Origin of the sequence: Vibrio sp. B183, assembly GCF_000740665.1 — a bacterium.
Classification (GTDB): domain Bacteria; phylum Pseudomonadota; class Gammaproteobacteria; order Enterobacterales; family Vibrionaceae; genus Vibrio; species Vibrio coralliilyticus.
The window spans coordinates 1-20,679 of sequence record NZ_JPQB01000009.1; the positions used below are offsets into that span (position 1 = coordinate 1).

Sequence of the window (20,679 nt, forward strand, 5' to 3'; positions counted from 1 at the left end):
GCTAAGATCTTCGACTAATTCTTAGGAATTAATTGAAATCTTGCACTTTTCTTCATTTATGAAGAAAGCGCATCTAGAAAAAGAGAAGCTTCGGCTTCTCTTTTTTGATTTTTGGTTATAAAAAAAATTGTCCGATAACTTCACTCACTCACCAATTCCTCTTTTCTTTATTCGTTAAATCAAACAGTTATCAAGGCTTATTTCATTACCATTGTTATGGTTAAGTGCGTAAGTGTTTTGTGCAGGCTTTTTCCTATTTTTGATATAACAAATCAGTCTTAATACCTCCAAAAATGCAACTGGTAATAAGAACAATTATTGTTTATATTTTTCTCCTAGGTTGTATTACGGGTTTCATTTATGTACGTTTGTTTGTGTCACGGAGTTTCTGACAAGAAAATCAAAAAGTTAGCTTTAGAAGAAGGCATAACTGATATCAGAGGCATAAAGAAATGTACCGCGCTTGGCAGCCAATGTGGCAAATGTGTCAAGATGGCGAAGGAAATCCTTAATGAAACAGGCGTAGTACAGTACCAAAAAGCGAGCTAAAACAGTCTCGTGGCTTTTTGACACCTTCTCAATTGGTTCTACAGTTTAATTGGAGCCAAAGAGGAGGTTTTTGTCATGAAAGGCGATCCAATCATTATTCAACATCTCAATAAAATCCTTGGCAATGAGTTAGTTGCCATTAATCAATATTTCCTTCATGCACGAATGTATAAAGACTGGGGCTTAAAGCATCTAGCCGATAAGGAGTATCACGAATCCATCGATGAAATGAACCATGCGGATCATTTGATTGAACGTATTCTGTTTCTTGAAGGCGTCCCTAACTTGCAAGATCTTGGTAAGTTAATGATCGGCGAAGATACCAAAGAGATGCTGGAGTGCGACCTTAAGTTAGAAATGGCCGCGATACCTGATCTAAAAGCTGCCATCGCTTACGCAGAAGACACACACGATTATGTATCCAGAGATCTGTTTCAGGATATATTGGAAGATGAAGAAGAACACGTAGACTGGCTTGAAACGCAACTTGGCTTGATCGACATGACAGGTATTCAAAATTACTTGCAGGCTCAATATGTTGATGAAGATGATGACTAGTCAGAATTAGAACAATCCCGGGCAGCGTGCGATACGCTGCTCTATCCCTACCAGCTTACCTCCACTTGTATCACATTTTTCTTGCTTAAATTGCATTCATTCTGTACTATTCGTGCTCCTTAAAACTCGGTCAATTATCTTTAGTTCCTTGCTTCCTCTGGACGACCGGGCCAATTGTGGAAGCTGAATAATCCGTAAGGAGCAACCAATGCGTCATTACGAAATCGTATTCATGGTGCACCCTGATCAAAGCGAGCAAGTTGCTGGCATGATCGAGCGTTACACTGGTTCTATCACTGAAGCTGGCGGTACTATCCACCGTCTAGAAGACTGGGGTCGTCGTCAACTGGCTTACCCAATCAACAAGCTTCACAAAGCTCACTACGTTCTAATGAACGTTGAAGCTGACCAAGCTGTAATCGATGAGCTAGAAACTGCTTTCCGTTTCAACGATGCAGTTCTACGTAACATGATCATGCGTACTAAAGCGGCTATCACTGAGCAATCTATCATGCTTAAGCAGAAAGAAGAGCGTGCTCCTCGTCGCGAAGAGCGTGCTGAAGCTAAGCCAGAAGCAGCTGCTGAGTAATTACTACTCAGAATTAGTACTCAGTCTAGATAACTCACGAGTTTACTCGGATGTGTTTATTTAGGCAGACAACTTTTTTAAATTTAAGATCAGGAGATAGCCCATGGCTCGTTTCTTCCGTCGTCGTAAATTCTGCCGTTTCACTGCAGAAGGCGTACAAGAGATTGATTACAAAGACGTAGCAACTCTTAAAAACTACATCACTGAAGCTGGTAAAATTGTACCTAGCCGTATCACTGGTACAAGCGCTAAGTATCAACGTCAACTAGCTCGCGCTATCAAGCGTTCTCGCTACCTAGCTCTACTACCGTACACTGACAAGCATCAGTAATCGGTCGTTTTATTAAGAAAGAGGATTAAGCAATGCAAGTTATTCTACTTGATAAAATCGGTAACCTAGGTGGTCTTGGTGACACTGTAAACGTTAAATCTGGCTACGCTCGTAACTTCCTTATCCCTCAAGCTAAGGCAGTTATGGCAACTAAAGCTAACGTTGAAATGTTCGAAGCTCGTCGTGCTGAACTAGAAGCTAAAGTTGCTGAGAAACTAGCTGCTTCAGAAGCTCGTGCTGAGAAAGTTAACGCTCTAGAAGCTGTTGTTATCGCTTCTAAAGCTGGTGACGAAGGTAAACTATTCGGTTCTATCGGTACTCGTGACATCGCTGAAGCAATCACTGCTGCTGGCGTTGAAGTTGCGAAGAGCGAAGTTCGTCTTCCAGAAGGCGCACTACGTAACACTGGTGAGTTCGAGATCAGCGTTCAACTTCACTCTGAAGTTTTCGCGACAGTTAACCTACAAGTTGTTGCTGCTGAGTAATTCAGTATCAAGACGTATTTTAAAAGCACCTCTTAGAGGTGCTTTTTTTACGTCTGGCGTTTGGAGAGTAAGACTAGAATAAGAACAGCAAGTTGACAGAAAAGATGCTGTCTGCTTTTTTCAGCCCTTCTGGCACTCGGTCATGATATTGACGAGTGTAGGCGAGTTTAAGGGCGATATCCTCTGTGATGTTGTTGGTCACGTTGATATCGGTATCCGCTCTGAGGTTACTGTCACCGGCGACGAGAGTGACGCCGCCCGCTACGCTGAGGTTTTTCAGCACCTGCCAGCTTGAATTGACGTTGCCTCGGAAAATGGCTTCTTTCACCGTCTCCTCGAATACGATATCACTGTCGCCAATCTCATCGGTATTTGGTTCTTGATAGCGAAAACCTGGGCCCAGTTCTAATTCCAGTACAAACACCTCGGTATTGGAAAACTGATAACCTAAACCGCCCGAAAGTGTGTAGTCCTTAAAGTAGGCACTGTAGCGAGAATCTACGCCTTTGAAACTACCGTAAAGGTATGTCTTAGGCCCAAGCTTGTAGTCGCTCTGTGCGGTATAGGTCGACTGACGTTTATCTTCTTCCCCATCTTTATAGAGTAGGTAGTACTTCCACTCACCGCTGGTTCTATAGCGGCCAGAGAGGTATTCAGCGCTGAGTCTAGAGTTGAGAGAGCGCGAGTCTGAGTTTCCGGTGTGCGACTGATAACCGAATTCGACTTCGGTGTCCCAGGGGGAGGGTATCTCAATATCGGTTTGACTTTGTACCGCCTCATCCGCATAGACCACGGAACTGCACAGCAGGCCTGCACTCATGAGCCAAAGTTTCGCCACTCATTACCTCTTATTTGATGGGAAAATTGGGGGGAATAGTAGAGGGTATTCACTCTAATTCCGTCAGTTCTAAGTTAATTCTACACGAGAAGCTTTCAAACTCCTTGTTTATTACAGACATCCGTCTCATTCTGGCTATAATGAGCGGTCACAAGTAAGTTGTTGAGCAAGAGCATGGCAGATTCCAGAACAGACAATCGTAATCAAAAACCAGCAGACGCCCAAGTGGACGCAATCAAGGTTCCTCCGCATTCGTTGGAAGCTGAGCAGTCGGTTATTGGTGGTTTGTTGCTTGATAATGAGCGCTGGGATACGGTCGCTGAGCGAGTGGTAGCGAAAGATTTCTACAGTCGCCCCCACCGTTTGATGTTTGAAGCGTCTCAGGCGATTTTAGAAGAAAGCCAGCCTCTTGATCTTATTACACTTTCCGAATTCCTTGAGCAGCGTGAGCAGCTTGATGATGTCGGTGGTTTCGCCTATTTAGCAGACTTGGTCAAAAACACCCCAAGTGCAGCGAACATTAACGCTTATGCTGACATTGTCGCAGAACGTGCTCTGACGCGTGAACTGATTGGGGTCGCGAACGAGATTGCTGATGCGGGTTACGATCCTCAGGGACGTACATCGGAAGATCTGCTCGACATGGCAGAGAGTAAGGTTTTCGCTATCGCCGAATCACGCACTACTGAAAGCGAAGGCCCACAGAACGTTGATAACATTCTGGAAAAGACGCTTGAGCGTATCGAAATCCTGTATAAGTCACCGCAAGATGGTGTCACAGGGGTGACGACTGGTTTCACTGACCTGAATAAGAAAACCGCAGGCTTGCAAGGCTCGGATCTGGTGATTGTTGCCGCGCGTCCGTCGATGGGTAAAACGACTTTTGCGATGAACTTGGTTGAAAATGCAGCCATGGCGCATGATAAACCTGTGCTGGTATTCTCTCTTGAGATGCCGTCTGAACAGCTGATGATGCGTTCCTTGGCATCGCTTTCTCGTGTTGACCAAACTAAGATTCGTACTGGTCAGCTGGATGATGAGGATTGGGCGCGTATTTCTTCTACGATGGGGCTGTTGATGGAGAAGAAGAACATCTTCATTGATGACAGCTCAGGTCTGACACCAACCGAAGTCCGCTCGCGTGCACGACGCATTGCGCGTGACCATGGTGGCTTGTCGATGATCATGGTCGACTACCTTCAGCTGATGCGTGTCCCTTCTCTTGCTGACAACCGTACTTTGGAAATCGCTGAAATTTCCCGCTCACTGAAAGCGCTGGCTAAAGAGCTCAACGTGCCAGTGGTTGCACTGTCGCAGCTTAATCGTTCCTTGGAGCAACGTGCCGATAAACGCCCAGTTAACTCTGACTTGCGTGAATCAGGCTCGATTGAGCAGGATGCCGACTTGATTATGTTCATCTACCGTGACGAAGTGTATCACCCGGACAGCCCGATGAAAGGCACGGCGGAAATCATCCTAGGTAAGCAGCGTAATGGCCCGATTGGTTCGGTACGTTTGACCTTCCAAGGTCAGTGGTCTCGATTTGATAATTATGCTGGCCCAGCGTTTGATGTGGATGAAGAGTAACGCATGAGTTATATGAAAGCGGCAACCGCCTTTATCGATTTAGATGCGTTGCAACACAACCTGAAACAGATCAAATCTCAAGCACCAAATAGTAAAATCATGGCGGTGGTGAAAGCCAACAGTTACGGTCATGGTTTGAGACATATTGCTAAGCATGCCACAGATGCGGATGCGTTTGGCGTTGCACGGATTGAAGAAGCGTTACAACTTCGTGCTTGCGGTGTGGTGACTCCAATTTTGTTGCTCGAAGGCTTTTATTCTCCGGGTGATTTACCTGTCTTAGTGACCAATAACATTCAAACCGTTGTGCATTGTGAAGAGCAGCTCGAAGCTCTTGAGCAAGCAGAGCTGGATACCCCTGTTGTGGTTTGGCTTAAAATCGACAGCGGGATGCATCGTCTCGGGGTCAGACCGGAGCAATACACGGACTTTGTCGCTCGCCTGAAAGCGTGTCGTAATGTCGCTAAGCCACTGCGTTATATGAGTCATTTTGGTTGTGCTGATGAGTTGGATAAGTCCACCACGACAGAACAAACTGAATTGTTCTTGTCCCTCACCGATGGTTGTGAAGGTGAACGTTCACTGGCGGCTTCTGCGGGATTACTGGCGTGGCAGAACAGTCACCTCGATTGGGTCAGACCCGGAATCATAATGTACGGTGTGTCGCCTTTTAACGACAAAACGGCACAGCAGATGGGCTATCAACCTGTCATGACGCTCAAGTCGCATCTGATTGCGGTGCGTGAAGTAAAAGCCGGTGAGAGCGTCGGCTATGGCGGAATGTGGACCAGCCAGCGTGACACCAAAGTCGGTGTTATTGCTATTGGCTACGGTGATGGTTACCCGAGAACCGCGCCTAATGGCACCCCAGTGTTAGTCAATGGTCGCAAAGTACCGATTGCGGGAAGAGTGTCGATGGACATGTTGACGGTTGATCTCGGTCCAGATGCCAATGATAAGGTAGGGGATGAGGCAATCCTTTGGGGACAAAGTCTTCCTGCTGAAGAGGTGGCCTGCCATATTGGCACCATTGCTTACGAATTGGTGACTAAACTAACATCGCGAGTTGAAATGGAATATTCCAAATAGCTCACATCGAACCTTTCGTTTTAGGCTGGCTTATTAAGCCAGCCTTTTTATTATTCGCCCTGAATCGTCGCAACTAGGGTGCGGCTTCCGCCATAATCACGATGCTCTCCAAGGTATATTCCTTGCCATGTCCCTAAAGCTAATCGTCCGTTGCTAATGGGTATCATCACGCTGCACCCTAAGGTCGACGCTTTTATGTGGGCGGGCATGTCATCATCACCTTCATAGGTATGCTTGTAGTAAGGGGCACGCTCCGGTACAAATTGGTTAAAGTGCTTTTCCATATCATGACGCACCGTTGGGTCGGCGTTTTCGTTAATGGTCAGGCTTGCAGAAGTATGTTGGATAAATAACTGTAATATTCCGACAGAAAAATCCGCTATCTCTGGAATTTGTTGTTCTATTTCATCGGTGATGAGATGAAATCCGCGTTTTCTCGCGCTCAATTGAATACTCTTCTGAGCCCACATATGGCATCCTCTATAATCTATTTGGCAAATTCAACCTAAGGCGGTAAGGTGAGTGCCAATAGCTAGTCATGGGTTTGAGTGTAACTAAATCACTTAACGTGACTTAACTCAATGATGGTGCAGCCACACTGGTTCATAATTGCACCTTGAAAATTTATTACAAAGTTCTGGCTGCTTGTTGCAGTGCGAGAACCGAACTATTTTTGCTTAATCGGGGATTCTACTGGCTGTCGTTTATCTTATTATCCAGCCAACCAATGTAGAATAAAACCTACTGTAACATCGGGATAGTAACCATGTTGAAAAATATCAATCCAACGCAAACATCAGCTTGGAACGCGCTGACTGCGCACTTCGAATCGGCTCAAGATATGGATCTTAAAGAGCTGTTTGCTCAAGACGCTGCGCGTTTTGACAAATTCTCTACGCGTTTTGGTAGCGACATTCTTGTTGATTACTCTAAGAACCTAATCAACGAAGAAACTATGAAGCACCTATTCGCATTAGCTGGCGAAACTGAGCTTAAAGCAGCAATCGAAGCGATGTTCAGTGGTGAAGCAATCAACCAAACTGAAGGCCGCGCCGTACTCCACACAGCACTACGTAACCGCAGTAACACTCCTGTTATGGTTGATGGCGAAGATGTCATGCCTGCTGTAAATGCCGTGCTAGAAAAAATGAAGTCTTTCACTGAACGTGTCATCGGCGGCGAGTGGAAAGGTTACACTGGTAAAGCGATTACTGATGTCGTGAATATTGGTATCGGCGGTTCTGATCTTGGTCCTTACATGGTGACTGAAGCTCTAGCTCCGTACACAAACCACCTAAATCTACATTTCGTTTCGAACGTTGATGGTACACATATCGTTGAGACGCTTAAGAAAGTAAACCCAGAAACGACACTATTCTTAGTAGCGTCTAAGACGTTTACTACACAAGAGACTATGACCAATGCACACAGTGCTCGTGATTGGTTCCTCGAGTCAGCAGGTGATGAAGCACACGTAGCGAAGCACTTCGCAGCGCTTTCTACCAACGCACCAGCAGTGTCTGAGTTTGGTATCGACACCGACAACATGTTCGAGTTCTGGGACTGGGTTGGCGGTCGTTACTCACTATGGTCAGCTATCGGTCTTTCAATTGCCCTTGCGGTAGGTTACGACAACTTTGTTGAGTTGCTAGATGGCGCTCATGAAATGGATAACCACTTTGCATCTACAGAGCTAGAAAGCAACATTCCTGTGATCCTTGCGCTAGTTGGCCTGTGGTACAACAACTTCCATGGCGCTGAGTCTGAAGCGATTCTTCCATACGATCAGTACATGCATCGTTTTGCAGCTTACTTCCAACAGGGCAACATGGAGTCTAACGGTAAGTACGTTGACCGTGACGGCAATGCAGTGACTTACCAAACAGGCCCAATTATCTGGGGTGAGCCTGGTACTAACGGTCAGCACGCCTTCTACCAGCTGATTCACCAAGGCACTAAGCTGATCCCTTGTGACTTTATTGCACCTGCTATCAGTCATAACCCTGCAGGCGATCACCACCAGAAGCTTATGTCTAACTTCTTTGCCCAAACTGAAGCGCTTGCTTTTGGTAAGTCGGAAGAGACAGTCAAAGCGGAATTTGCTAAAGCAGGTAAGAGTGAAGAAGAAGCAGCGACGCTAGCACCATTCAAAGTGTTTGAAGGCAACCGCCCGACTAACTCGATCCTAGTCAAGCAAATCACACCACGTACGCTAGGTAATCTGATTGCAATGTACGAGCACAAGATCTTCGTCCAAGGTGTGATCTGGAATATCTTCAGCTTCGATCAATGGGGTGTTGAGTTAGGTAAACAATTAGCTAACCAAATCCTACCTGAGCTAGCTGATGAATCGGAAATCAGTTCTCATGACAGCTCAACCAATGGTCTGATTAACGCATTCAAAGCGTACAAAGCATAAGCCGTTTTGAATGAAGTGAAAAACGCCAACCTGTCGGGTTGGCGTTTTTGTTTTGAAGGGATGTCAGATCGCATCCGGATCTTATTGGTCTACTAATCTTAATTCTTATACTGTGGTATCGATACTAGATTTAGTATCCGTACTTGCGGTGAACTTCTGGCTGAGCAAAGCGACCATCTGATCGTAATACTGCATATTCGGCTTGTTTCCGAGCAGCTTACACAATTCATTACCGGTTGGGCTAAAGCGGTAGTAGAGAAGTCGAACCCCTTTGCTGTGCGCTTGAAGTGACAGCTGCTTGCCCTGATAGGTTAGTGGTAAGGGGGAATCGAGCTCAATTTCACCAGACTCCAACTCAGTACCGTGCATCAGGCCAAGTTCAAATAAGACCAACAGGCTGGAGTAGGGAAGCTGAAAATTACCAACATTGATATTTCCAGTAATGTTACGCTTACCAAAGCTGAAAATCCCCCCTTGTGCCCGATAACCAATCAACAGCTTACGACTGGTATCGCCACCAAAACTGCACGCTAAAGAGGCGGCACGCTGCAACGTCTGTGCTTCTTTTGGAGACATATCCTGTAGCACCTTTAACGCTTTCATTGAGGTTGAGCCTGGGTTGGTGACTTCGCGTTTTAACACTTGTGCCCATAGGCGCTGCATTGAGGAGTTGTGTACTTCCTGAGCCATGTTGAAGAAGCGGTGCAGCCAATCCTGATCGGGGTCGCCCGCAGTTTCATCTTTACAGGACAGATGAGCGAGCTTAAGGATTTGTTCGAGGTTCTTCTGTTTCTGCTCTTTATAACGGCGCTCACGAATGAGGGCGCGTTCTAATGCGGTTTTTTCTGGTGAGTCTTTTTGTAATAAGGCATCCAAACCATGGGTTTGAGCAATGTTCATCACCCGGCTGGCACTATCTTTGATATAGGTTTTCTTTTTCTCATGCCGTGATTCAGCGCTGAACTCGTGCTCTATAACCACTGGCTTTTGCTTTTCCGACATGTGAATTCCTTGCCCATCAAAGTGTTAAACGTATTTATTAAATTTACCTCTTAACCTGATTGGCTGCCAGAGGAACTATGTGAGCAAGCTTTGAAAATTGGCGCTATGCCAAATGATAATAAGTTGTTAAAATTGTTATCGATGTTTTTGAGGGGCTTATGAAGTTTTTAAATGAGAATAAACTGAAAAAGCACCTGTCAATTGCCCTACTATTTCTGGTTTATCTAGCCGTCTTGGTATATCTCTCTAGATACATATAAAGAAAAGCGGATAATTAACAGGTTGCTTTTATGTTAATCAATATTAGTAGTCATCGTACTCTTCGATAGCGGTGCCTTCTAAAACGTAACCTGTTTCAGCCAGATCATGGTTGATGGTTTCCGTTTTCAGCGTACCGACCACGTAAATAACATCCCACAGCTCTTGTACTGGCGCCCCTTTAGGGAACTTCACGTAGATGATCTGGTTCGGCGGTGGTGGTGGCACGTGAATACATGCACCAAAGTATGGCACCAATAAGAATTCGGTGACTTTGTCCTCATCCCCTTCTAACGGAATGACGAAGCCAGGTATTTTAACCTTACTGCCGTTGAGTTCCTGGCGAACCTTACCCACCAAGGATTGCTTGGCTGCCTGACCAGAGTGATCAGTCACTGGCATACCGTACGAATCGAACTGCTTTCGTTCACTCTCCGGGATCAGATCGATCCAGTCCAGTTTGAGAATATCTTCTTTAGCACTAACCAGAGAGGGCGTCATGAAGCTCATGGCTAGCATGACGACTAAGATTATCTTTTTCATGTTTAAACCCGAATTGTCATCCCATCACTAAGGGATTGTCTGTATGCACGGAACGCTGGAATAAAGCCGATTACAGTACCTGCTAACTGCACAGCTGCAAGCAATATCCACTCATAATGGGATATGGCTACCATCTCAATATTAATTCCATACTGTTGTTGAATTACTGGTGCAACAGTGGCCAATAGCGCATATAAACCTACTACACCCACAGCTAAGCCAACTAAGGTTAAGGCACTGGCTTCGAGAACTAACAGCGACAATACATGCCGTGGCCTCGCTCCCATCGCCCTTAGAATAGCCATCTCTCGACGTCGTTCCTGCAAACTAGTCAGCAAACTCGACAACATTCCCAGTAGTCCGGCGATAACGACGAATACTGAAACCGCCATCAGGGCTTGTTCTGCCACTGACATCATGCCCCACAATTCGTGCAGCGCAACACCCGGCATAATGGCACTCAGTGGCTCTTTAGGGTAGGTGTTGATCTGGCGCTGCAGAGCAAAAGTCTGAATTTTGGAATTCAGGCCAAGAAGCATGGCAGTGATTTGTTTTGGCTGGAAGTTTTGCTTTTCAAGATGTTCAGCACTTGGTGTATTACCTAAGTGGGCACCAGATTCCCAGCCAACGTGAATCGCCTCAATCGCTTCAAGTGAGACATGTACGGTTTTATCTACTGGGGTGCCTGTCGGGGCTAGGATACCGACAACTTTAAATGGCAGGTTGTCATGGCGACTAAATCCAACGTCACTGATACCGTGGGCAATAATGATTTCTGTGCCTATCTTGTACCCCAGAGAGCGGGCGACATCAGCGCCAATGACGGTCTCAAATAAACCGTCAAATTCGCGTCCCTCAGCGATGGCAATGTTTTGTTTTTTGCCATAACGATAGTGCTCAAAATAGCTGTGGTTGGTGCCCATCACGCGGAAACCTTTGTGAGAGTCTCCGAGAGAAATAGGAATTGCCCACTTTACAGAACGATGGTTGCTGAATTCCTGATAACTCTTCCAGTCAATGTTATTGGTGGCGTTACCGATGCGAAACACTGAGTAGAGCAGCAAGTTTACTTGACCAGAGCGCCCACCGACGATCAGGTCAGTCCCTGAGATAGTATTGGCAAAGCTGCTTTTGGCTTGAGTACGGATTCTTTCTACCCCCAGCAGTAAGATGACCGAAATGGCGACGGTTAATATGGTCAGAATGGCAGTGACACGGCGGTTACGGACACTCTTCCAGGCAAGCATAAATGTTGGGGTCATTGTTGAGCTCCTGCCTGATTGATTTGATTAAGGTTTAAGGTACGGTCGAACAGGCTTTCCAGGGTCGGGTCATGACTGACAAACAACAGGGTTGATTGAGCCTGATTGACCTGCTCAAGGAGCAACTCGATAAATGCGGTGCGGTTGTCGTAGTCGAGCGAAGATGTGGGTTCATCGGCAATGATCAGAGCCGGTTTGCCAATCAGAGCACGAGCGGCTGCGACACGCTGTTGCTGACCAATACTCAGTTCTACGACAGGTTTATCCATCAGATGTGCAGGCAGATGAAGTTTTTCCAGAAGTCGAATAGCGTCTTCAACCAGCGATGTATCGACCTGTGATTTGCGTTGTGCGGAAAACTGGCATGGCAGGATGACGTTTTCAACCACGTTAAGATAGGGCAACAAATTGAACTGCTGGAATATATAGCCAATATGGTCGGCACGGAATTTGTCGCGCTGGCTACCTTTCATCTGATTAAGGTCTTGACCTAAAACACGTAACTGGCCACTGCTGGTGGTGTTAATACCAGTAAGCAGTCCGAGTAAGGTGGATTTACCACAGCCGCTGGGGCCTTTAATAAAGAGGTGCTCGCCTTTAGTGATATGCAGTTGTTTGATATCGAGTGTCGGATTTTGATTCCCGGGCCAGGTAAAGGTGACCTGCTCCAGCTCAACAACGCTGTTACTTCTGTTTTCTACCATCGGATCAACCTGAACGAATAGACCTGATAGCCACAAGCTATCAGGTCTTTTTAGACTTAAAGCGAAATCTTAGTGTTGTCTGCAGACAGTTCAAGTGCTGTTTGCACTTTATCTGTCAGTAGGTTAACGCTGATAGATTCTGTCGTTGGGAAAGCCTTGAACCATTGTGTATCGATAGAAGATAGGGCGTTGATGTCGTCACACTCGAAGTGATATTCGACAGTAAACTCGCCATGGCCACCTTGGTGTTCATCGTGACCTTCGTGACTAGCGTGATCATCATGGTCATCGTGGTGTTTGTGCTCATCTTGATGCTCGCCATGGTCATCATGGTGTTTGTGCTCATCATGATGCTCGCCATGGTCATCGTGATGTTTGTGTTCATCATGATGCTCGTTATGCTTTTCGTGGTCGTGGTCGTGGTCGTGGTCGTGGTCGTGGTCGTGGTCGTCAGCACCTAATGTGTGGGTTACTGACTGATGCTCAACCTTACAACCTGCTGCTGATGCAAGAACGAAAATAGAGTCTGCATTTTCTAGTCGAGTGACTGCGTCTTTTAGGGCCTTTTCTTGTTCTGCTGTTTTTGGAGCATGTTCAAAGCCCACAACATCAGCACCAGGAGCGGTAACTTCCATTAGAAGCTCTTTACCATCTTGAGCGATGTTTAGCTCAACGTGGCCGTGCACGTGAGCTTCGTGTTGACGGAATCCTTCTTCAGCGAAAGCGGTAGTACTTAGGACAAGACCAACCAGTGTTGCAATTTTTGTCATTGAGTTCATTGTGAATCCTAATAAAATGTTTTGATAAAATATATGGCTATTGCTATGAAACAGCACGTAAAAAATCTGGGTTAACTGATCAATCTCATCGGGGGAGATCGTGCCTGATAGGCAAAGGTTGGCTGCTGGTAGAAGTGGTAATCATCTCGCACGACGAATACATCTGGTAATGAGGTATCGATGAGTGCCAGAGATGAATAGCTCATGCCGTGTTGTGCGCAAGAGAATAGCTGGCAGTGATGATCACTGTGATGTGCAGACGAGATATCGTATTGGTGGTCGATGTAGGCGAAACTCATCCATAGCATCAGCACAATGCCACACAAGGCAAGCGCGGCTGAGCGTCTGGTTAGATTAGGATGAGTTGGAATCACAGCGTTTCATTCAATACGAAAAAAGAGCTGTTATGTTATAACAACTCTTCGGGAAACGCTAAGATCAAATGAGATTAGATATTATCTTTAATCAGGGTCAGAACCTGTTGAATTTCGTCACTATTTAGTGCGCCTTCTTTAACAAACAGGACGTTACCTTGCTTGTCTTGCACTACGATAGCAGACGATTCTTCCTGAAGTTCCCAAGCACCGGCAACCACACCCTCTTCATCAAGTACCATTGAAGACCATGGGAATTCTTTTTTGCTGTCTTCTGCTGAGGATTTTACAAACGAGCCAGTTCCCCAGATAGCATCATCTTGGTTAATGATGGACGTGGTCTGGTAGCTTTCCGCTGGGAATTTAGCCGCTGTAATGGCTGACATGAGTGGTGCATTCAGCTCTTTCGAACTGCTGCGTCCGGCGATGGCTTGGATCACACGTACCTTGCCTAACATGTCCTGAGAAGACCATTGTTGATAAGTCGTATCATTGTCCTTGACCATAATTTCACCATAGCTGGCCACTTCAACGGTCGGAACTGCCTGGCCGACAGTGATGTTATGCGCCAGTGCAAACATGGGAGAGCATGCTACTGCCAAAGCTATTAGAGTCTTGTTTTTCATTATTTTGTTCCTTCTTAGTAAGCGGAAAAAGTATATACCGAAAAATTCTCAGTCGCTGAAGAAAACCAATTGTGTTAATGATTTGTTGTCTATTTGTGATCTTGCTTCTTGTTGGTCTTGGATTAATGTGTATGATGTATTGTAAGCCTATCAGGAAGAGAGGCTGAACCAAGGAAAGGTTCATATCGCAAATGGATATTGAGGTAGTTATGCTGCGCGAATTTACGAAATATCGACCACGTCAGGTGGCACGCTTTGTTAAGACGTTATTCAAGGGACAGTTTGTCATTTCAGGAATTGGTGAGTTTAGATTTGATAACGGTAAAGTCCTGATGCCGGACATAAAAGATAAAAAGAAAATGAATACCTTCAAGGAAATCAATCAGGCCATTACGGTGTTACCTGTGTAGGAAAATAAAAAGTCGCCCAATTGGGCGACTTTTTGCTTTATAGCGTTTAGTTTTCTGGCGGGAAGCACACGCCAGTGCCGCCCAACCCACAATAGCCATTTGGATTCTTGGCCAAATACTGCTGATGGTAGCTTTCCGCATAATAGTAGCGACCAGCAGGCAGGATTTCGGTGGTAATAGACGAGGTTTCTTGTCCGAGCAGTGCCTGATACTCGTCTCTTGACTGTATCGCTGCCTGATACTGTTCATCGCTATACACATAAATAGCAGAGCGGTACTGGGTGCCTAAGTCGTTGCCCTGACGCATTCCTTGAGTTGGGTTATGACGTTCCCAAAACTTTTGCAGCAGTTGGTTAAGGCTAATGACTGCAGGGTCAAAAACAATCCGCACCACTTCAGTATGCCCAGTCTGACCTGAGCAGACTTCTTCGTAGGTTGGGTTAGGTGTAAAGCCACCAGCGTATCCCACTGAAGTACTGATCACGCCCTCAAGTTGCCAAAACAGACGCTCTGCGCCCCAAAAACATCCCATGCCGAACACGATTTCTTCGCAGCCTTCAGCAGGTGGTGCGGTTAAACTGGATTGATTGACAAAGTGTATGTCGTCAATAGCTAGTGGCTGCTCACGCCCCGGCAAAGCCTGCTGAGCAGTGATCATGGTTTGTTTGTCGAGCATAGTGAATATCCTTAAATTAACAATCTTGAGAGTAGACCGCCTAATTGACTGTTTTCGTACAGACTTATTTTATGAGTGGCGTTATTATTCCGTTACGATTTTGAGGTAGTAAATAGAACATGATAAGAAAGTCATTACCAGCCCTTCTCCTTCTCAGCAGTTTTCCTGTTTTTGCGCAGGAGATCGATTTGTCCGTCGAGGGCTTGTCAGGTGAACTGGAAAAGAATGTTGACGCTTATCTCTCGTCTATACCTGCCGAGGAGTATAACACCAGCCTGCGCTTTCAAGCGCGATTGGAAAAGAGTCTGACCGAAGCGCTTAACGCGCTGGGCTACTACCATCCTGATTTTTCTTTTCAGATCGTTGATGATGGCAGTGAGCTGATTGTTACCGTCACTCCGGGCGAGCCCGTCACGATCAAAGAAGTCGATATTCAAATCAGTGGTGAGGCCAGCGACGATCGATCATTTAAAGCCTTGATTCGCAAAAGCGGCCTTAAGGAAGGTCAAATCCTCAACCACAGTCAGTATGATGGCCTGAAGTCTGGGATTCGCAATCTGGCTTTGCAGAAAGGCTACTTTGAGGGCGATTTCACCGCCAGTCGTCTTGAGGTTGCACCTGATCTCAATCAAGCCTTTATACGTCTTCATTTTGATAGTGGCATACGTTACTCGTTTGGCGAGAACCTGATCACGGGCAGTCAAATCGAACAAGATCGGGTTAACTCTTTATCGCCTTATCAGCAAGGCGACCCTTATCAGGTTTCCGAGGTCGGCGCTTACAACCAGAACCTGTCAAACACAGACTGGTTCTCATCGGTATTTGTGGAACCAGACTTGTCTATGCTGGGCAAGGGCAGAGAGCTACCAATGAAAGTGTCTTTGGCACCACAGGCAAAAAATAAGTTGGAGACCGGCCTTGGCTACTCTACCGATGTGGGCGTTCGAGGCTCTCTGAAATGGAAGAAGCCTTGGGTCAACTCTCGTGGTCATAGTTTTGACAGCAGTTTTTCTCTCTCTAACCCAGAACAGACCATTACGGCCGGCTATCGGATTCCGCTTGAAGATGCATTAAATGAGTACTATCGCATTCGCTATGGTATGAAAAACGTCGACAATCGAGATACGAAAAGTCTCGAGTCCAATCTTGCCCTGGAGCGGCATTGGGCTTTGGACAATGGTTGGCATAGAACCGTGTTTGTCCGTTACTTATTGGAAAACTATGAGCAGGGTCTGCAAGATGACTCTGGGCAATTCCTTTTGCCGGGGATCACATACAGCCGAAGCCGCATTCGTGGTGGCGCGATGCCACGTTGGGGTGATCGTCAAAGTCTGACTATCGAATATGGTGATGATAGCTTGATATCAGAAACACGTGTACTGCGCCTTCAGGCGGGCACGTCATGGATCCGTAGTGCAGGGCGCAACCATCGCGGTATTTTGCGTCTAGATGGAGGCGCTAACTTAGCAGATGATTTTGATAAATTATCTCCGTCACTACGCTTCTTCGCTGGTGGTGACAACAATTTGCGTGGTTATGGTTATGAGTCTATTTCCCCGAAAGACAGCAGCGGCGCATTGACGGGTGCCAAATACATCGCCACTTCATCTTTAGAGTATCAATATCGAGTGTATGGCAACTGGTGGGGGGCGGTGTTTTATGACTATGGTGATGCCTTCAATGATAATCCCGACTTTAAACGTGGCACTGGCTTCGGTGTCCGTTGGGCCTCGCCTGTAGGTCCAGTCCGTCTTGATTTTGCCTGGGGCCTTGATGCCACTCCGGGTGACGAATTTAAAATCCATTTCACGTTAGGGCCTGAACTATGACCAAGGTTGTTTTTAAATGGTCTAAGTGGCTGTCTATCTCATTGATCAGCTTATTGGTGGCGATTGCGATTGCCTTAGCGGCAGTACTGTTTACAACTCCGGGGCTTAAACTGGTGCTGTGGGGAGCAGAAAAGTTTGTGCCTCAGTTGAAAGTCGAGTCCTATTCAGGGGCGATTTTTCCGCGCTTTACACTTAATGGAGTTGTGTTTAAAGATGACTCACTTAACGTTGATGTGCAGGCTCGCTCAGTCACGTTGGCAGTTAATGCTGCTTGTCTGACAGAGCCCAGCGTTTGTGTCGATGAACTTGCGGTAGACGGCCTTAAATTTGAGATGCCGGAATTACCGCAGAGCACTGCAACGCCAGATGAGCCTGTGGCTGACGAAAGTGGACCAGTGACAGCGCCGCTGCCAATTAAAGTCAAACGCGTCGCCTTAACCGACATATCACTGGATATTCTAGGTAATCAGATCAACTGGCAGTCTTTCACCACTGGATTAGCGTTTCAGGGGAATCGTCTACGAATTAACAAAACGGCGCTCGACTCCATTCGCGTCGCACTGGCACCAAGTGATGCCAGTGAACCAGCCCCTGCTGCAAGTCCTTCTACGGATGCTAACGCACCGATAGCCTTACCAAACATTACCTTACCGCTGCAAATTGATGTAGTGCGACTGGATGTGAATGATTTTGAGCTGCAACAACCCACTCCTGTAGTCGTGCACCATTTGGGGTTGGAGGCAAGTGCGGCCCGCTCCCAAGTTCAGGTTGATACTCTTGAGTTGGATATGCCTGAAGTCGAAGGTCAGCTGAGTACAACGGTGACCTTAGCAGACGACTATCCGCTGGATCTGGAACTGAATGCCAAAGTGAAGCAGGAGATAGCGGATGGACAGACAGTCAAACTGCATGCGACGGGAAGTGTTGCTGACTTGAGGTTAAAGGCAGACTTCGGTGGTTTAGCGAAGGCACATCTTGAAGCGGCACTGCAGCCACTGAAGTCTGAATTTCCTTTTGAACTGACTTTGAGTGATGGCGACCTTCAATGGCCGTTGAAAGGCCAAGGTGATTATTTTGCCACAATACGCAACTTGCATACTCAAGGCTCGCTAAGCGGCTACAGTGTTGAACTCGATTCGGCTTTGAAAGGTAAGCAATTGCCTGATGTTGACCTGACTCTACAGGGCAAAGGGGATTTAAACCAAATCGATCTTCAGTCCCTCTCTATACAAACTTTAGGTGGGGAGGTGAGCGGTACGGTGATGGCCAATTGGCAAGCGCCGATTAATTGGGCAGCAAACCTTTCACTGAAGGACATTCAACCGGGCCTACAGTGGCAGCAGGCGGAAGGTAATATTAGCGGCAAATTAGCCACTACAGGTTCACTGACAGAGCAAGGTGGTTGGCAGGTTGAGTTACCAACATTAGATATTGACGGCATTTTGCGAGATTACCCGCTGAACATAGAAGGTGCGTTGTCTGCTTCCGATAAAGCGGGCACTGGTGAACTCAAAATTGATACGCCACGCTTAGTCTTATCTCATGGACCGAATCATCTGACGGCAAAAGGTGATGTTGAACAAAACCTAAACATGCAGCTAGCCGTTGATTTTCCGGATATCGCTAAGTCCGTCCCTGATGTAAAAGGCAGTGCACAAGGTCAGATTAAGCTGACTGGTAAGCTGGATAAACCTCTGGTTGGTGTTGATCTCAATGTGAAAGCTATTAAGTGGCAGCAAGATGTGCAGGTAGAGGGTGTTTCGCTGCAAGGGCAGATCTCTCCAATGCCTTTACCTTCCGGCGAATTGCAGCTCAAAGTTGCCAACGCCAAGTACCAAGATTATCTGATTGATAAAGTGTTATTAAATTTTGATGGCGAGCAACAGCAGCACGCATTGACTCTGGATCTTGAGTCAAACATCGCCTCAACGAAATTGGCGATTAAAGGTGCGTTGCAAGATAAGCCTGAGTTGATGTGGAAAGGTGCGCTAGAGCGCATGTCGCTTACCTCAGAGCAAGGTACGTGGAATCTGAATCAACCGACTCAGTTAGAGTTTCTCATCGACTCACAACAAGCTTTCGTTGCGGCCCATTGTTGGTTACAAGCTGATGCTTCGATCTGTCTCGATCAGGATGTGAACGCGGGTCAAAGTGGTGAAGCGCATCTTTCCATCAAACAATTCGATTTTGAGCAGGTTAAAGCGTTTGTGCCTCAAGCGATTAAATTAGAGGGTGGTGTTAATGCCACAGCGATGGCGAAATGGGCACCAGAGCAAGCGCCGCAAGTCGTGATGAAGTTAGAAATGCCAAAAGGATCGGTCACGCAAAAAAGTGAGCAACCTGTGCATCTTGGCTGGGAGTCACTTAAGCTCAATGCTTCTCTGGCAGAAAATACCCTACACGCTGATTGGCTGCTCGATGTGGCTGACAATGGAGACATTTCAGGTGAGCTGAATATTCCGGATGTGCTTGCGAAAGATAAGCAAATCGACGGGCGGCTGGGGTTAACCACATTTAACCTCGACTTCCTTGCGCCTATTCTTGGTGATTACAGCAAGCTTAAATCAAACATTGCCACTGAACTGACTTTCTCTGGGCCAGTTATGCAGCCTAAGGTGCAAGGTCAGTTTGTAGTGGATGATATTTTGCTCAAAGGTGAAATTACTCCCGTTGAGATTGATTCGGGTAAATTGACTGTTAATTTCTCGGGTTACGATGCCACGCTGGCCGCTGCGATCGATACACCTGATGGCAAACTAGAAGTTGCGGGCGATGCCGACTGGCGAGATCTGAAAGATTGGCAAACCAATGTGCGCGTGTTTGCCGAAGAGTTATTGGTTGATGTACCACCTATGGCAAAAATAAAGGTGGTGCCTGACATGACCATATCCGCTTCGCCTAAGCAGGCTCGCATTGACGGTAACATCTCTCTGCCGTGGGGACGGATAGTGGTAGAAGAATTGCCACCAAGTGCGATTGGCGTGTCTAAAGATCAGGTGATTCTTAACGATCAGTTAGAGCCAGAGCAAGAAACTGCCAGTGTTCCATTCAGTGTCCAGACCAACATCAATATCAAAATTGGGGATGACTTTAAGCTGTCTGCGTTTGGTCTTGAGGGTGGACTGTCAGGTAACCTCAATGTTGCCCAGCGTGATAAAGGCCCATTCGTGACCGGAGAAGTGAACATTGTTGACGGTTCGTATCGCTCCTTTGGTCAGGACCTTTTGATTAAGCAAGGTAAGATCCTGATGAACGGCCCGGTTGACCAACCTTATGTCCAGATCACCGCGATCCGAAATCCGGACAATACGCAGGATGAAGTGACTGCTGGTGTCAGGGTGACAGGCCCTGCTGATGAGCCAAGTGTGACCATCTTCTCTGAACCGGCGATGCCGCAGGCCAATGCACTGTCTTACTTGCTGCGTGGACAGAATATTGATGGTGAATCTGGTGGCAACTCAATGACGACCACGCTGATAGGATTGAGTCTGGCACAAAGTGGTCGTGTCGTGGGTCAAATTGGTGAAGCGTTTGGTGTTCAGGACTTGCAAGTTGACACCGCGGGTTCTGGCGATGACTCGCAAGTGACGGTCAGTGGTTATGTTCTACCGGGCTTGCAGGTTAAATATGGCGTTGGCATTTTTGACTCAGTGGGTGAGTTCACGGTGCGTTATCGTCTGATGCAGGATCTGTACGTGGAGGCGATGTCAGGTCTGGACAGTGCCGTTGATCTGCTGTATCAGTTTGAGTTCAATTAATCATTAAGTTAGG

21 protein-coding genes are annotated in these 20,679 nt (G+C 46.6%); 11 read left to right on the forward strand and 10 right to left on the reverse strand.

Annotated elements, in window-relative coordinates; all coding sequences use genetic code 11:
* The first annotated feature begins 360 nt into the window (after positions 1–360).
* The 5 genes from IX95_RS10390 to rplI all read left to right on the forward strand — a co-directional run bounded on the left by IX95_RS10390 (position 361) and on the right by rplI (position 2,512).
* Positions 361–549: a (2Fe-2S)-binding protein gene (locus tag IX95_RS10390; RefSeq protein WP_006958359.1), complete on the forward strand. Its 189-nt coding sequence runs from the start codon at positions 361–363 to the stop codon at positions 547–549.
* Positions 550–624: 75 nt separating this feature from the next.
* Positions 625–1,107, forward strand: coding sequence for a bacterioferritin (gene bfr, locus IX95_RS10395; RefSeq protein WP_006958356.1), 483 nt, complete (start codon positions 625–627; stop codon positions 1,105–1,107).
* A 208-nt stretch (positions 1,108–1,315) separates the two neighbouring features.
* The gene (gene rpsF, locus IX95_RS10400; protein ID WP_004747103.1) at positions 1,316–1,696 is read left to right on the forward strand and encodes a 30S ribosomal protein S6; all 381 of its coding nucleotides are present in this window, start codon (positions 1,316–1,318) and stop codon (positions 1,694–1,696) included.
* A gap of 103 nt (positions 1,697–1,799) precedes the next feature.
* The gene (gene rpsR / locus IX95_RS10405; protein WP_000090472.1) at positions 1,800–2,027 is read left to right on the forward strand and encodes a 30S ribosomal protein S18; all 228 of its coding nucleotides are present in this window, start codon (positions 1,800–1,802) and stop codon (positions 2,025–2,027) included.
* 32 nt (positions 2,028–2,059) lie between these two features.
* Positions 2,060–2,512, forward strand: a complete 453-nt coding sequence (gene rplI, locus IX95_RS10410) for a 50S ribosomal protein L9 (RefSeq protein WP_019277267.1) — start codon at positions 2,060–2,062, stop codon at positions 2,510–2,512.
* A 73-nt stretch (positions 2,513–2,585) separates the two neighbouring features.
* Here the strand turns inward: rplI and IX95_RS10415 are convergent, their stop codons facing one another.
* Complete coding sequence (locus IX95_RS10415) at positions 2,586–3,332, reverse strand: DUF481 domain-containing protein (RefSeq protein ID WP_038159802.1); 747 nt, start codon at positions 3,330–3,332, stop codon at positions 2,586–2,588.
* 192 nt (positions 3,333–3,524) lie between these two features.
* Here IX95_RS10415 and IX95_RS10420 point away from each other — a divergent pair, with 192 nt between their 5' ends.
* Together IX95_RS10420 and alr are read left to right on the forward strand one after the other, a co-directional pair.
* On the forward strand, positions 3,525–4,937 hold the full coding sequence (locus IX95_RS10420; protein ID WP_006958349.1) for a replicative DNA helicase: 1,413 nt from the start codon (positions 3,525–3,527) through the stop codon (positions 4,935–4,937).
* 3 nt (positions 4,938–4,940) lie between these two features.
* Complete coding sequence (alr, locus tag IX95_RS10425; RefSeq protein WP_171354852.1) at positions 4,941–6,026, forward strand: alanine racemase; 1,086 nt, start codon at positions 4,941–4,943, stop codon at positions 6,024–6,026.
* Between the two features lie 50 nt (positions 6,027–6,076).
* Here alr and IX95_RS10430 read toward each other — a convergent pair whose 3' ends face one another.
* A complete protein-coding gene (locus IX95_RS10430) occupies positions 6,077–6,496 on the reverse strand; it encodes a secondary thiamine-phosphate synthase enzyme YjbQ (RefSeq protein ID WP_019277271.1) in 420 nt (139 codons plus the stop codon).
* A gap of 296 nt (positions 6,497–6,792) precedes the next feature.
* Here IX95_RS10430 and pgi point away from each other — a divergent pair, with 296 nt between their 5' ends.
* Complete coding sequence (gene pgi, locus IX95_RS10435) at positions 6,793–8,445, forward strand: glucose-6-phosphate isomerase (RefSeq protein ID WP_006958343.1); 1,653 nt, start codon at positions 6,793–6,795, stop codon at positions 8,443–8,445.
* A gap of 105 nt (positions 8,446–8,550) precedes the next feature.
* Here the strand turns inward: pgi and IX95_RS10440 are convergent, their stop codons facing one another.
* The 7 genes from IX95_RS10440 to IX95_RS10470 form a co-directional block, all read right to left on the reverse strand.
* Positions 8,551–9,447: a TIGR03899 family protein gene (locus tag IX95_RS10440; RefSeq protein ID WP_038159620.1), complete on the reverse strand. Its 897-nt coding sequence runs from the start codon at positions 9,445–9,447 to the stop codon at positions 8,551–8,553.
* A 303-nt stretch (positions 9,448–9,750) separates the two neighbouring features.
* Positions 9,751–10,248 (reverse strand): DUF3299 domain-containing protein, encoded by a 498-nt coding sequence (locus tag IX95_RS10445; RefSeq protein WP_006958339.1) that lies wholly within the window; start codon positions 10,246–10,248, stop codon positions 9,751–9,753.
* A 2-nt stretch (positions 10,249–10,250) separates the two neighbouring features.
* The gene (locus IX95_RS10450; RefSeq protein WP_038159623.1) at positions 10,251–11,510 is read right to left on the reverse strand and encodes an ABC transporter permease; all 1,260 of its coding nucleotides are present in this window, start codon (positions 11,508–11,510) and stop codon (positions 10,251–10,253) included.
* Positions 11,507–12,214 carry an ABC transporter ATP-binding protein gene (locus tag IX95_RS10455; protein ID WP_038159626.1) on the reverse strand — a complete coding sequence of 236 codons (708 nt, stop codon included), beginning with the start codon at positions 12,212–12,214 and terminating at the stop codon, positions 11,507–11,509. Before IX95_RS10455 ends, IX95_RS10450 begins: the two co-directional genes overlap by 4 nt.
* Before the next feature lie 56 nt (positions 12,215–12,270).
* Positions 12,271–12,993 carry a zinc uptake protein ZrgA gene (zrgA, locus tag IX95_RS10460; protein ID WP_038159630.1) on the reverse strand — a complete coding sequence of 241 codons (723 nt, stop codon included), beginning with the start codon at positions 12,991–12,993 and terminating at the stop codon, positions 12,271–12,273.
* A gap of 71 nt (positions 12,994–13,064) precedes the next feature.
* Positions 13,065–13,367, reverse strand: coding sequence for a DUF2607 family protein (locus IX95_RS10465; RefSeq protein ID WP_038159633.1), 303 nt, complete (start codon positions 13,365–13,367; stop codon positions 13,065–13,067).
* Positions 13,368–13,441: 74 nt separating this feature from the next.
* The gene (locus IX95_RS10470) at positions 13,442–13,993 is read right to left on the reverse strand and encodes a YtfJ family protein (protein WP_038159636.1); all 552 of its coding nucleotides are present in this window, start codon (positions 13,991–13,993) and stop codon (positions 13,442–13,444) included.
* Between the two features lie 209 nt (positions 13,994–14,202).
* On the opposite strand from IX95_RS10470, the gene IX95_RS10475 reads away from it, so the two are divergent.
* Positions 14,203–14,403 (forward strand): DUF1107 domain-containing protein, encoded by a 201-nt coding sequence (locus IX95_RS10475; protein ID WP_029236268.1) that lies wholly within the window; start codon positions 14,203–14,205, stop codon positions 14,401–14,403.
* A 46-nt stretch (positions 14,404–14,449) separates the two neighbouring features.
* Here IX95_RS10475 and msrA read toward each other — a convergent pair whose 3' ends face one another.
* Complete coding sequence (gene msrA, locus IX95_RS10480; RefSeq protein ID WP_038159638.1) at positions 14,450–15,079, reverse strand: peptide-methionine (S)-S-oxide reductase MsrA; 630 nt, start codon at positions 15,077–15,079, stop codon at positions 14,450–14,452.
* Positions 15,080–15,198: 119 nt separating this feature from the next.
* On the opposite strand from msrA, the gene tamA reads away from it, so the two are divergent.
* Complete coding sequence (gene tamA / locus IX95_RS10485) at positions 15,199–16,908, forward strand: autotransporter assembly complex protein TamA (RefSeq protein ID WP_038159640.1); 1,710 nt, start codon at positions 15,199–15,201, stop codon at positions 16,906–16,908.
* Positions 16,905–20,666, forward strand: a complete 3,762-nt coding sequence (gene tamB, locus IX95_RS10490) for an autotransporter assembly complex protein TamB (RefSeq protein ID WP_038159642.1) — start codon at positions 16,905–16,907, stop codon at positions 20,664–20,666. Before tamA ends, tamB begins: the two co-directional genes overlap by 4 nt.
* Positions 20,667–20,679: the final 13 nt, after the last annotated feature.